This is a genomic window from Streptomyces sp. NBC_00400 (assembly GCF_036048035.1).
GTDB lineage: Bacteria > Actinomycetota > Actinomycetes > Streptomycetales > Streptomycetaceae > Streptomyces.
Genome location: NZ_CP107940.1, coordinates 1,496,323 through 1,508,971, shown reverse-complemented (window position 1 = coordinate 1,508,971; position 12,649 = coordinate 1,496,323). Strand labels below are relative to the sequence as shown.

Below are 12,649 nucleotides of genomic sequence, written 5' to 3'. Positions count from 1 at the left end.
CGCGGCGCGCTGATCACGGAGGCGGCCTTCCTGGCCGAGTACGTCGCGACCTACCGGTCCACCGGGGGTGCCGCGTGACGGCGAGGGGCCGGTAGGTACCACCGCGGTGGTACCTACCGGCCCCTCGGGCGCTACGGGCGAAGCCTCAGCCCAGCAGCTCGTACGCGGGAAGCGTCAGGAACTCCGTGTAGTTCTCGTCCAGGGCGACCCGGAGCAGCAGGTCGTGGGCCTGCTGCCACCTGCCGGAGGTGAAGGCGTCCTCGCCGGCCTCGGCGCGGATGGCGGCCAGTTGCTCCGCGGCGACCGCGCGCACCAGCTCCGCGGTGGCCTTCTCGCCGTTCTCGAAGACGACCCCCGCGTCGACCCACTGCCAGATCTGGGAGCGGGAGATCTCGGCGGTGGCGGCGTCCTCCATGAGGCCGAAGATGGCGACGGCGCCCAGTCCGCGCAGCCAGGCCTCGATGTAACGGGTGCCGACCTGGACCGCGTCGATCAGGCCCTGGTAAGTGGGCTTGGCGTCCAGGGAGTCGATCGCGATCAGGTCGGCGGCCTTGACGTCGACGTCCTCGCGCAGGCGGTCCTTCTGGTGCGGCTTGTCGCCGAGGACCGCGTCGAAGGAGGCGCGGGCGACCGGGACCAGGTCGGGGTGGGCGACCCAGGAGCCGTCGAAGCCGTCGCCGGCCTCGCGGTCCTTGTCGTTCTTGACCTTGGCGAGGGCCTGCTCGTTGGCCTCGGGGTCGCGGCGGTTGGGGATGAAGGCCGCCATACCGCCGATCGCGTGCGCCCCGCGCTTGTGGCAGGTGCGGACGAGGAGTTCGGTGTAGGCGCGCATGAACGGGGCGGTCATCGTGATCGCGTTGCGGTCCGGGAGGACGAACTTGGCACCGCCGTCACGGAAGTTCTTGACGATGGAGAAGAGGTAGTCCCAGCGGCCGGCGTTGAGCCCCGAGGCGTGGTCGCGCAGCTCGTAAAGGATCTCCTCCATCTCGTACGCGGCCGTGATGGTCTCGATCAGGACGGTGGCGCGCACGGTGCCCTGGGGGATGCCGAGATAGTCCTGCGCGAAGACGAAGATCTCGTTCCAGAGGCGGGCCTCCAGGTGCGACTCGGTCTTCGGCAGGTAGAAGTACGGGCCCTTGCCCAGGTCCAGCAGGCGCTGGGCGTTGTGGAAGAAGTAGAGCCCGAAGTCGACCAGCGCACCGGGGACCGGCCGGCCCTCGAACTGGAGGTGGCGCTCGTCCAGGTGCCACCCGCGCGGGCGCATCACGACGGTGGCCAGCTCCCCGGCGGGCCTCAGGGCGTACGACTTCCCGGAGGCGGCGTCGGTGAAGTCGATCCGGCGCTCGTAGGCGTCGATCAGGTTGAGCTGCCCGGAGACGACGTTCTCCCAGGTCGGGGCGGAGGCATCCTCGAAGTCGGCGAGCCAGACCCTGGCGCCCGAGTTGAGCGCGTTGATCGTCATCTTGCGGTCGGTGGGGCCGGTGATCTCCACCCGGCGGTCGTTGAGCGCGGCGGGCGCCCCGGCCACCTTCCAGCTGTCGTCCGCGCGGATCTCCGCGGTCTCGGGGAGGAAGTCCAGGGTGCTGGTCCGGGCGATCTCCGCACGGCGCCCGGCGCGGCGGGCGAGCAGTTCGTCGCGGCGCGGGGTGAACCGGCGGTGCAGCTCGGCGACGAAGGTGAGCGCGGCGTCGGTAAGGACCTCGCCCTGCCGTTCGGGGGCGTGCGCGGGGTCGACGTCGACGATGGCCAGCGGGGACGGCGCTGGTGCGGACATGAGTGTCACTCCATTCAGCGGCGGTGCCTGGCGGCCTCCGGAACACCCGGCGGCACCGGGTGCCGCGGGCTCCGGAATACGGTCGCGGGCGCCGTCAGGGTTCAGGGCGCTTCTGACCAGTGGAGACTAGTTTCCTTATCGCGGAACTTCAATGGTTTGTTGATGTCGAGATTCTCCGAGTCGACACAAGCAGTGATCGAATGGCTCTCGGTGCCATATCGATCACTCTCCATTACGGCCGCCCGTACGCCTACTCCCTTGCGCCGCCCGGGAGTTGCCGAGGGGCGTGCGCATCCGCGCCGGGCCGGTCACTGCAGGCGGTGCAGATCCTCCGGCGTGTCGATGTCGTACGGCTCGGCGATGTCGGCGCACTCGACGAGGGTGAGCGCGTCCGCATGCTCCTGGAGGTAGGCGCGCGCACCACGGTCGCCCGTCGCGGTGGCGGCGATGTCCGGCCAGCGGGCGGCGCCGAACAGGACCGGATGGCCCCGGCGGCCGTCGTATGCCGCGGAGGCGAGCGAGGTGGTGCCCGTGTGCGCCGCCGCCACCCGCGCCACCGCCGCGGCGCCGATGCCCGGCTGGTCCACCAGTGACACCACCACCGCATCCGCCCCCGAACCGGCCAGCGCGGCGAGGCCCACGCGCAGCGAGGAGCCCATACCCTGGGCCCAGTCCGGGTTTTCCGAGACGCCGTACGCCGAGAGATCCGCCCGTTCCCGTACGAAGCCGGCGGCCGCCCCCAGCACGATGTGCACGGGGTCGCAGCCGCCGTCCCGCAGTGCCCGTGCGGCGTGCTCGACCAGTGGCCGTCCCCGGTGGTCGAGCAGCGCCTTGGGCCGTCCCCCCAGGCGTCGCCCGCCGCCCGCGGCGAGCAGCAGGCCGGCCACCCTTCCCCCGGGCCGCCCGGCGTTCCGCGGCCCCTCATCGGCGCCCGGCCGGGCGTGTGGTGACTGTCCTTGCGGTTCTCCCGGCCGTCCGGGCGTCCTCGGCGTCATGGGGACTGCTTACCTCATGGAGGCCGCTTGCCTCATCGGGGCCGCTTGCCTCATGGGGGCTGCTTGCCTCATGGCGCCCGGTCTCCCGGTCCGGTGGGGCGGTCCGCCGGATCAGGCCGCGTCACCGGAGGCTCGGGGGCGGGGGATGCCCGGCCGCAGCCGGTCGCGCAGGTGGGGCATGTGTTCCTCCGCGCGCCGGCGCTCGGCGACATAACGGTGTATGTGCTCCAGCGTGATCTCCGAGGCATCGGAGAGGCCGTACGCACGGCAGATGAGTTGCACGACGCTGACGCCGCGGTGGTGGTTCGAGCCGGTGTCGGGGCCGGAGTTGGACTCCATGACATTCTCCGATCCATCGATATGCCGGATATTTCCTTGAAAGGGAGAATGCTCCATCTCGCTGCGGCATACGCTTCGGACCGTGCGCACCCACACCAAAGGGTGTCGAGGGGAACAAAAGTGCTGGCGCATCATCAGGTCGATACGGGGTACGGCCTGGCGCGGCCTTTCCGGGCCGTTGCGGGTCGTTCCCGGCTGCTTCTGCTCGGTGATCCGGTTTTTTCGCTCTCCGTGTGGCGCGATCAGCGCAGAGTGGCGTTAACTGTCCGGCATGGCGGAACGGGCAACGGCCTTGGAGGACGCCGTCGTTGTGGAGCAGCTGCAGAGGGACGGACGGGTGACCGGGGTCGAGGGCGACCCACGGGTCCAGGAACTACGCGGGGCGGTGGCCCGGCTGCGTCGGCAACTGGCAGTACTTCCCGGCGAGTTACCGGATCGGGTGGCGGCGGATGACGAGCTGGCCGCGCTGGACGCGATGGTGAGCCACGGGCTGCCGGAGGTGCCCCGGCTGCGCCGTTCGCTCCTGCTGATCGCCGGGGCGGTCGGCTCGGTGAGTGCGCTGTCGCCCGCGCTCACGGAGGTGCGTGAGGGGATCGACCGCTTCGGCGAGCTGCCGCGCAGCCGGTGACGTGCACCCGGTGACCGCGAGCGCAGAGCCGGGGACGGGTCACGGTGCGTGCCGGCGCCGCGCCCGGAACGGGGCGCCGTACGCCGCACATCGTCTCCTGGCCCCGTGAAGGGCCGCCCTGCGAGGGTCGTCCGCTGCGCCTACGCCGGCGTCTGATTCGCCAGCGCCACCGACAGCTGCGCCGCGACGTCCTGCAGCACCGGGACGATCTTGTCCGTCGAGGCCTCGGTCACCCGTCCGGTCGGGCCGGAGATGGAGATCGCCGCCGAGGTGGGGGAGTTGGGCACCGGTACCGCGAGGCAGCGGACGCCGATCTCCTGCTCGTTGTCGTCGACCGCGTAGCCCAGGCGGCGGACATCGGCGAGTGCTTCCAGGAAGCGGTCCGGGTCGGTGATGGTCTTCTCGGTTGCGGCCGGCATGCCCGTACGGCCGAGCAGGGCGCGGACCTCCTCCGGGGAGTGGTGGGCCAGCAGGGCCTTGCCGACGCCGGTGGAGTGCGGCAGCACCCGCCGGCCGACCTCGGTGAACATCCGTACCGCGTGCCGCGAGGGCACCTGGGCGACATAGACGATCTCGTCGCCGTCGAGCAGTGCCATGTTGGCGGTCTCGCCGGTCTCCTCGACCAGGCGGGCCAGGAACGGCCGGGCCCAGGTGCCCAGCAGCCGCGAGGAGCTTTCGCCGAGCCGGATCAGGCGCGGGCCGAGTGCGTAGCGGCGGTTGGGCTGCTGCCGGACGTAGCCGCAGGCGACGAGCGTGCGCATCAGGCGGTGGATGGTGGGCAGTGGCAGCCCGCTGCTGGTGGAGAGCTCGCTCAGGCCCACCTCGCCGCCGGCGTCGGCCATCCGCTCCAGCAGGTCGAAGGCGCGCTCGAGGGACTGGACGCCGCCGCTGGCGCCTGCGGGCTTGGCTTCGGCGGCGGAGGTGCTGGCGCTGGACGACGGCACGTCGCGTTCCTTTCGGGGCGGGTCGGATCGGTCTCGGCCGGTGCTGGCGGGCGCCGGGCCCGACCGGAGAAGCCTACCGGTCCCGTTACGCGGACACACGGTCTCTCGCACACTCGTTCCCGCCGGTCAGGCCCTCTTTGTCTCACGGTGCGAGCCGGCCGGCAAGCTCCTGGCCGCGAACCCTTGACGGTGCCAGGGGCCGTAGCTACGTTCTGCTGCGCGAAACCTACTGTCCATTCTGTGGAATCCTCCAAATCGTTGGAGAGCTATGCGCCTTCTCGTCATGAACCCGAACACCACGGCTTCCATGACCGCCGCCATCCGCGTCACCGCCACCGCGGCCGCCGCCCCGGGCACTGAGATCATCGCGACCCAGCCCCGGTGGGGGCCGGAGTCGATCGAGGGCCACTTCGAGGGCTATCTCAGCGCCGCGGCCGTGCTGGACCGGCTCGCCACCTTCGATACGCCCTTCGACGCGCTGGTCATGGCCGGATTCGGCGAACCCGGCCGGGAGGGCGCCCAGGAGCTGCTGGACGTCCCCGTCCTGGACATCACCGAGAGCGCCGCCCAGATGGCGATGATGCTCGGCCACGCCTACGGCATCGTCACCACCCTCGACCGTGCCGTACCGCAGATCCGGGACCGGCTGCTGACCGCCGGGCTGCTGCAGCGCTGTGCCGCGGTGCGCGGCACCGGGCTCGGCGTCCTGGAGCTGGAGGAGGACCCGGAGCGGACCGTCGAGGCGATCATCGAGACCGCCCGCGAGGTGGTCCGGGCCGGCGCCGAGGTGATCTGCCTGGGCTGTGGGGGCATGGCCGGGCTCCAGGAGAGGGTCGCGGCGGCGCTCGGGATTCCCGTGGTCGACGGGGTTGCCGCCGCGGTGAAGTTCGCGGAGGCTGTCGTCAGTCTCGGGCTGACCACCAGCGCGGGACGCAGCTTCGCGCCGCCCCGCCCCAAGGCCATCGGCTCCTGGCCGCTGAGCACACATCTGGGCCCGCCCCCGGGGTGCGCCCAGGACTCACCACATCCTGCTGCATTTTCCGCTCAGACATCAGGCATCTGACAACTGGCCGCCCTACCGCCATAAGCTCCACCCCACCCGCCCGGGAGGACACGTGACCACACCCCCGAAGCCCCCGCAGCCGGACCCACGCCTCTTCAACGGGGACCTCGCGCCGGCCCCCGAGCGCACCTGGGGCACGTACAGCATCTTCGCGCTGTGGATGTCCGACACCCACGCGATCAGCAACTACGCCTTCGCCTCCAGCCTGTTCGTGCTGGGCCTGCCCGCCTGGGAGGTGTTCGTGGCGCTGCTGGCCGGCATCACGATCGTCCACTGGCTGATGAACCGGATGGGGCACGCCGGGCACCGGACCGGCGTCCCCTACCCGGTGCTCGCCCGCGCCAGCTGGGGCGTCTACGGCGCCAACATCCCCGCCCTGCTGCGCGCGGTCATGGCCGTGGCCTGGTACGGCATCCAGACCTGGCTGGCCTCCACCGCCGTGGTCCTGCTGACGCTGCAGCTCGCGCCGGGTCTGGAGGCCTACCACCACAACTCGGTGCTGGGACTGTCCACGCTGGGCTGGATCGCGTTCCTGGTGATGTGGGGGCTGCAGGCCGTCCTGCTGACCCGGGGGATGGAGTTCATCCGCAAGGTCCAGGACTTCGCGACCGGGCCGGTGGTCTGGCTGGTCGTCCTCGCGCTCGCGGTGTATCTGGTCGTCAAGGCCGGCGGTGACATCTCGCTGACCCGCAGCCTCACCGGCCTTGACGGCTCCGCGCAGGCCGAGCAGAGCCTGATCGCGGTCAGCCTGACCGTCGCCACCTTCCTGACCCTGGTCCTCAACTACGCCGACTTCGCCCGCTTCACTCCTGACCACCGCTCCTACCGGCGCGGCAATCTGATCGGGCTGCCGGTGAACTTCACCGCCTTCGCCGTGGTCGCCGTCCTCGTCACCGCGGGCACGATCTCCGTCTTCGGCGAGGCGATCTACGACCCGGTCAAGGTGATCCAGAAGATCGACAATCCGGTGGTCACGGTCATCGGCGCGCTGGCCTTCATCGTCGCCACCATCGGCATCAATGTCGTCGCCAATTTCGTCTCGCCCGCCTACGACTTCGCCAACCTCGCGCCCAAGTACCTGAACTTCCAGCGCGGCGGCATGATCACCGCGGTGCTGGCCATCGTCGTCATGCCCTGGAAGCTGTACTCGTCCGCGCTGGTGATCCAGTACTTCCTGGGGGCGCTCGGCGCCTTCCTCGGGCCCCTGGTGGCGATACTGCTCGTCGACTACCACCTGGTGCGCCGCGGCCGGATCGACGTCGATGCGCTGTTCTCGGCCGACGCCCGGGGCGCGTACTTCTACCGCAGGGGCTACAACCCGAAGGCCGTGGCCGCCTTTCTGCCGGCCGCCGCGGTCTGTGCCGCGCTCGCCCTGGTCCCGGCCTTCGCCGTGGTCGCGCCCTTCTCCTGGATCTTCGGGATGGGGCTCGCCGGGGCGCTCTACGCCCTGCTCTCCCGCCATGAGCGCGCCGCGGCCGGCACCGGCCCGGTCCCGGAGGAGATCATCCCGTCGCAGGTCGGGGCCGTGGTGGCGGAGGAACCCACGGCATCGGAGGGGGCCGGGCCGCTCGCCGGGCCGGTGCCGGTCAAGGGGTCTTGACGGGCCGCGGCCCGGAGTGAAGACTCTTTCAACAGATTGTTGAATTCGTTGTCTTCCTGCATGCCGTTCTTGTATGCCGCTCCTGCGTGCGTCCGTGCCCCGGACGCCACGGCCCCTTCGCGGCGGCCGTGCGCCCCGCACGCCCGCACGCAACGATGAAGACAGAAACGAGGAGGGGACCGGGTGTCCGAAACAGAGCTGGTGCTGCGCTCCACACGCGTCGTCACCCCGCAGGGGACGCGTGCCGCGTCCGTCACCGTCGCGGGCGGCACGATCACCGCGGTGCTGCCGCACGACGCCGAGGCTCCGGCCGGGGCGCGGGTCCGGGACTTCGGTGACGACGTCCTGCTGCCCGGCCTCGTCGACACCCACGTCCACGTCAACGACCCCGGCCGCACCGAGTGGGAGGGCTTCTGGACCGCCACCCGCGCGGCCGCGGCCGGCGGTATCACCACCCTCCTGGACATGCCGCTCAACAGCCTCCCGCCCACCACCACCGCCGCCCACCTCGACACCAAGCGCGCGGTCGCCCGCAGCAAGGCCCATGTCGACGTCGGCTTCTGGGGCGGCGCCATCCCCGGCAACGTCAAGGACCTCCGCCCGCTGCACGACGCCGGTGTCTTCGGCTTCAAATGCTTCCTCTCGCCCTCCGGCGTGGACGAGTTTCCCGAGCTCGACCAGGAGCAACTGGCCGCCGCCCTCGGTGAGATCGCGGGATTCGGCGGCCTGCTGATCGTGCACGCCGAGGACCCGGGCCGGCTGGGCGCGGCCCCCCAGCCGCACGGCCCGAAGTACGCCGGCTTCCTCGCCTCCCGCCCGCGCGCCTGCGAGAACGACGCCATCGCCGGACTGATCGCGCTCGCCCGGCGGCTCGACGCGCGGGTACACGTCCTGCATCTGTCCTCCAGCGACGCGCTGCCGCTGATCGCCGCCGCCAAGCGCGAGGGCGTCAGGATCACCGTCGAGTCCTGCCCGCACTTCCTCACCCTGACCGCCGAGGAAATCCCGGACGGCGCAACGGAGTTCAAGTGCTGCCCGCCGATCCGCGAGGCCGCCAACCGGGACGCGCTGTGGGAGGGACTGGCCGACGGCACCCTCGACTGCATCGTCTCCGACCACTCGCCCTCCACCGCCGACCTCAAGACCGCCGACTTCGGCGCGGCCTGGGGCGGCATCTCCTCCCTCCAGCTCGGCCTGCCCGCCATCTGGACCGAGGCCCGCGAGCGCGGTCACAGCCTCGATGACGTGGTGCGCTGGATGGCCACCGCACCGGCGGCGCTGGCCGGCCTCGGCCACAAGGGCGCCATCGAGCCCGGCCGGGACGCGGACTTCGCGGTCCTCGCCCCCGAGGAGACCTTCACCGTCGACCCGCAGGCCCTCCAGCACCGCAACAAGATCACCGCCTACGCCGGAAAGACCCTGCACGGTGTCGTACGGTCCACCTGGCTGCGCGGCCGGGAGATCCACGACGGCGCCACCCTCGCCGCACCCACCGGCCGGCTGCTCGAACGGCCGCACCGCCGATGACCGCCACCGGCCTGCCCCGCTGCACCGGCGAGGCAGGCCCGTACGCCGGCGGCGACCCCTGGGGCCGGATCACTCGGCGACACAGTTCCAGAACATGAGTTCATACGCCTGGAGGAGGCGGCCGTAGCGGTGCGCCGTGGCCGGCCGTGCCTGGCCGGTGTCGAGGCCGTGCTGCACCGCCTGGCACGCCTTCTCGTCGACGGCCGGCGTTGGCCCGGCGAAGAAGCCGAAGAACTGACAAGCCTCCTCGGGGAAGGCGTAGCGGTCCCGCATCGCGGCCTCGACGATCGCGCAATAGCCGCCCCACGCCGCGAAGTTGGCGGTCAGCGCGATCGCCACATCGGACGGCTCACCGCCGAGGGCGAGCCGCGCCGCATAGGAGGGGTAGGCCTGGCATCCGGGGCGCGGCTGGTACTCCGCGATCTGCCGCTCGCTCAGCTCACAGGCGTCCGCCAGCCCGGCCAGCTGCTTCAAGGCCAGCGCCTCGCCCTGGGCGAGCAGGTCGAAGAAGTCGGCCACGGGCGGATCGCCGTCCGCCCGCCGCGCCAGATGCTGGAAGCTGAGCCGGTCGGCGCTGATCACATGATGCTGTTCGAGGGCGAAGGTGGCGAACACGGAGCGCGGCGCCGCCCCCGCCTCGATCCGCGAGACCAGCCGGTTGGCATCGGTGTCCGGGGCGAGGGAACGGACCGCGTCATCGAGCACGGCGGCCGCGGTCGGACGAGGGGCATCGGGCGCGGGTCGGGCCATGAGTCGGTCTCCTCCGGGGCGAGGGCGGCGGCCAGAGCCTCAGAGTAGGGCGCACGGCGCGGACCGAGGGCCCGATGACGCGGCCTGTCAGGAAAAGGTGGCCCCCGTCAGCCCCTCGGTTCCCCTCAGTGCAGTATCACCTCATTGACCTCGGGTGCCGCCGTCCCGTCCCGCCAGACCAGGCGCACGCCCTCGATCGCGACCTCGCCGGCCGGCAGCCGCGTATAGGCCCCGGACAGCGTGCCGCGGGTGTGCCAGGCACCGCCCGTACGGACCTCGACCTCCGCCGCCCCGGCGGGTGCGCCCTGCGGCCGGAGGACGGTGACGGACCGTGCCCTGCGGGGCGTGTCGGGGGTGAACTCCAGCGCCTCACCCTGCTGCGCCGCCCGCGCCGCGCGATAAGCGGTCGCCGGATCACCGTCCCCCGCCGACCGCAGCGCGCTGCCCGCCGCCGCGGGCGGGCCACCGGCCACCGTCGCCGCATCGGCCCCGGCCACCGCGAACTCCCGCACCACCAGCCAGTTGTCCTGCGCCGCAGTCGCCCGTGCGCGGACGTACCGGGCCTTGGTCCCGGCCGGCGGTTCGGCGCCGGCCTCGGCCTTCCCGTCGAACGAGGCCAGCGGGTGCCAGTTCCTGTGGTCCGACGAGTACTCCAGGACGCCGTGCCGCAGATAGTCGTCCGGGCTGCCGCTCTTGCCCATCGCCAGCCGTACGGTGCCCAGCGGACGCTCCGCATGCAGATCCAGCTCCACGAAGGAGCCGGTCTTCGGCGCCGCGCCGCTCCAGAAGTAAGTGGCATCATCACCATCGGTCATCCGGGAAACCGCATGGTCCTGGTAGACGGCCAGATCCGTCGCCCCCTTCGGACGGCCGGCGATGCCCAGCGCCGCGTCGTGCGCGGCCACCGCCTCCTCGACGAAGGTGTCCAGCACCCCGTCCGCCACCAGCACCGGAACCCTCTTCCCCGCCATGTCCACATACACGAACGAGGTGGCGGTCCGCACCAACTCCGGTATGCGCTGCCGCAGTTGCCAGGCCTTGGCGCCGTCCCCGGCCCTGGTGGCCTCGATCAGCTGCAGGGCACTGCGCGCCGCGACGCCCCAGGCCCGGGTGGCATCCAGCCAGGGGCCGCTGTCCTTGACGAACCCCCGGTCGGCGAGCCGGTCCCGCAGCACCCCCGGCGCGTCCCGCAGGTTCCGCAGCACCCCGTCCAGCCGTCGCGCATCGCCGTCCTTGCCGAACTGCGCGATGGCGGATGACAGCTCGGGTGCCTGCCGCGGATTGAGCGACGAGGCGTAGTGGGCATCGGCGAAGGCGCGCAGGGCCCGTGCCGTCCGGGCGTCGCCGCCGGCCAGCTCCGCGATCGCGGCACCCCAGGAGGCACGGGCGTCATACGCCGTGTCGTTCCACGCGTAGTCGGCCACCGTGTACAGCGCGAGCTTGGACGCGGCAGGCTGGATCATCGGGTTCGCGGTGATCCCCGCCAGCTGTTCCGGCAGCCCCTTCTCCCGGCCGTTGAACGGCCCGAGCAGCAACCGGTTGGTCACATAGTCATTGACCGGGTAGTTGTCCCACGTCAGGATCCGGTGCCCGAAGACCTCCCGGGCCTGCCGCGCCTCGGCGACGGTCATCGTCGGTGCAATCACCCCCACGCCCGTCCACTCGACCAGCACGTCCTTGTCCAGCCGGGCGGCCAGCGCCTTCTTGTACGGCGACGGCTTCACGTCGTAGTACTCGGTCGGCACCATCTGCAGCGGCTGGGCCCCCGGATGCCGGGCGATGAACTCCTGCTGGACGCGATTGAGCAGATGCGCCTGCGCCGCCCCCGCCGCCTCGCCACCTGTCCCGAACGTGTCCTTGTCCGCCGCGCAGTTCCAGTCCGTGTAACTGATGTCGTCCAGCGGCACCGCGAAGGTCCGCACACCGATGTCCCACAGGCTCTGGAACTTGGCGGTCAGCGCCCGGAGATCGGCGTCGGAGCTGTAGCAGACGGACAGCCCCGGGGAGAGCGCATAGGTGAACTCCACATGCCGCCGCCGCGCCCGGTCGACCAGCTCCTTGAGCTGCGCGAGCTGCCCCGCGGGATACGGGTCGCGCCACTTCTCCCGCAGATAGGGGTCGTCCTTGGGCGAGTACACATAGAGGTTCATCTTGTGCTCGCCGTAGAAGTCGAGCTGGTCGAGCCGGGCCTCGTGCGACCAAGGGGTGCCGTAGAAGCCCTCGATGACACCCCGCAGCGGGGTGGCCGGCCAGTCCCGTACGGCGGTGCCCCGCACCCGCGCGCCCGGCCGGTCCCGGTGGGGCAACAGCTGCCGCAGCGACTGCGCGGCGTAATACGTACCGGTGGCGTCCTTGCCGGACAACGCGATCCGGCCCCCGCCGACGGCCAGCGCATAGCCCTCGGCCGGCAGCCCGTCCGGACCCTGCGTCCCCAGCGCCCGCAAAGCCCGCGACGCGCCCGCCCCGTCCACATACACCACCAACTGCCCGTCGCCCGGGGCCCTTTCGGCCCGTACGACCTGGTCCGCGCCGGCGTCCTTGAGCGATTTCCCGACGACGGCCAGTGCCGGGGCATCGGTGTCCGGCCCGGCGACGACGGTCACGGAGCGGGTGATGGTGACCCGGTCGGACCGGCTCCGGACGGACCGGGGCGTGGGGGAGAGGGCACGGGAACCGGCAACTCCGGGACGGTCCCGGGGGCCGTCCTGCCCCGCCTTCCCGCCGGCGCCCGGCGGCCCGGCCATACCCGTCAGAGGGATCACGGCCAGGGCCGCGGCCAGCGCGGTGGCCGCCGCGGTGCGCGTACGGTGCATCCTTCGGTCCTCCTCGGTGCGGCGAGGTGCAGGGACGAGTCGTGCGAGCCTTCGCGCCAGCAGGCTTCACCTGCCCACCGCACCGGGGCAATGGACTTTCGAACCGAGGAGATGGACGTTGCCACGCCGGAGGACCACCCGGCACCGAGACGTCCCACACGCCCCCACCCACGTTCACTTACTCACCCACGGGAGGTGACGGGCCGGAGGGGCCTG

10 protein-coding genes are annotated in these 12,649 nt (G+C 71.7%); 4 read left to right on the top strand and 6 right to left on the bottom strand.

Features of this window, described 5'->3' with window-relative positions; all coding sequences use genetic code 11:
• Positions 1-145: 145 nt before the first annotated feature.
• The 3 genes from aceB to OHS81_RS06715 form a co-directional block, all read right to left on the bottom strand.
• The gene (aceB, locus tag OHS81_RS06725; RefSeq protein ID WP_328383359.1) at positions 146-1,774 is read right to left on the bottom strand and encodes a malate synthase A; all 1,629 of its coding nucleotides are present in this window, start codon (positions 1,772-1,774) and stop codon (positions 146-148) included.
• A gap of 308 nt (positions 1,775-2,082) precedes the next feature.
• Positions 2,083-2,661, bottom strand: coding sequence for a nucleotidyltransferase family protein (locus OHS81_RS06720; RefSeq protein WP_328383357.1), 579 nt, complete (start codon positions 2,659-2,661; stop codon positions 2,083-2,085).
• A gap of 219 nt (positions 2,662-2,880) precedes the next feature.
• Positions 2,881-3,108 (bottom strand): hypothetical protein, encoded by a 228-nt coding sequence (locus OHS81_RS06715; RefSeq protein WP_328383356.1) that lies wholly within the window; start codon positions 3,106-3,108, stop codon positions 2,881-2,883.
• 337 nt (positions 3,109-3,445) lie between these two features.
• On the opposite strand from OHS81_RS06715, the gene OHS81_RS06710 reads away from it, so the two are divergent.
• Entirely contained in the window at positions 3,446-3,736 is a 291-nt protein-coding gene (locus OHS81_RS06710) for a DUF5955 family protein (protein ID WP_328390945.1), read from the top strand.
• Between the two features lie 140 nt (positions 3,737-3,876).
• Here the strand turns inward: OHS81_RS06710 and OHS81_RS06705 are convergent, their stop codons facing one another.
• Positions 3,877-4,680 (bottom strand): IclR family transcriptional regulator, encoded by an 804-nt coding sequence (locus tag OHS81_RS06705; protein WP_328383354.1) that lies wholly within the window; start codon positions 4,678-4,680, stop codon positions 3,877-3,879.
• Between the two features lie 268 nt (positions 4,681-4,948).
• Here OHS81_RS06705 and OHS81_RS06700 point away from each other — a divergent pair, with 268 nt between their 5' ends.
• The 3 genes from OHS81_RS06700 (at position 4,949) to allB (ending at position 8,870) form a co-directional block, all read left to right on the top strand.
• Positions 4,949-5,743, top strand: a complete 795-nt coding sequence (locus OHS81_RS06700; RefSeq protein WP_328383352.1) for an aspartate/glutamate racemase family protein — start codon at positions 4,949-4,951, stop codon at positions 5,741-5,743.
• Between the two features lie 52 nt (positions 5,744-5,795).
• Positions 5,796-7,343: an NCS1 family nucleobase:cation symporter-1 gene (locus tag OHS81_RS06695; RefSeq protein WP_328383350.1), complete on the top strand. Its 1,548-nt coding sequence runs from the start codon at positions 5,796-5,798 to the stop codon at positions 7,341-7,343.
• 183 nt (positions 7,344-7,526) lie between these two features.
• Complete coding sequence (gene allB, locus OHS81_RS06690) at positions 7,527-8,870, top strand: allantoinase AllB (protein ID WP_328383348.1); 1,344 nt, start codon at positions 7,527-7,529, stop codon at positions 8,868-8,870.
• 69 nt (positions 8,871-8,939) lie between these two features.
• Here the strand turns inward: allB and OHS81_RS06685 are convergent, their stop codons facing one another.
• Complete coding sequence (locus tag OHS81_RS06685) at positions 8,940-9,620, bottom strand: transcriptional regulator (protein WP_328383346.1); 681 nt, start codon at positions 9,618-9,620, stop codon at positions 8,940-8,942.
• 125 nt (positions 9,621-9,745) lie between these two features.
• Entirely contained in the window at positions 9,746-12,433 is a 2,688-nt protein-coding gene (locus tag OHS81_RS06680) for a beta-N-acetylglucosaminidase domain-containing protein (RefSeq protein WP_328383344.1), read from the bottom strand.
• Between the last annotated feature and the right edge of the window lie 216 nt (positions 12,434-12,649).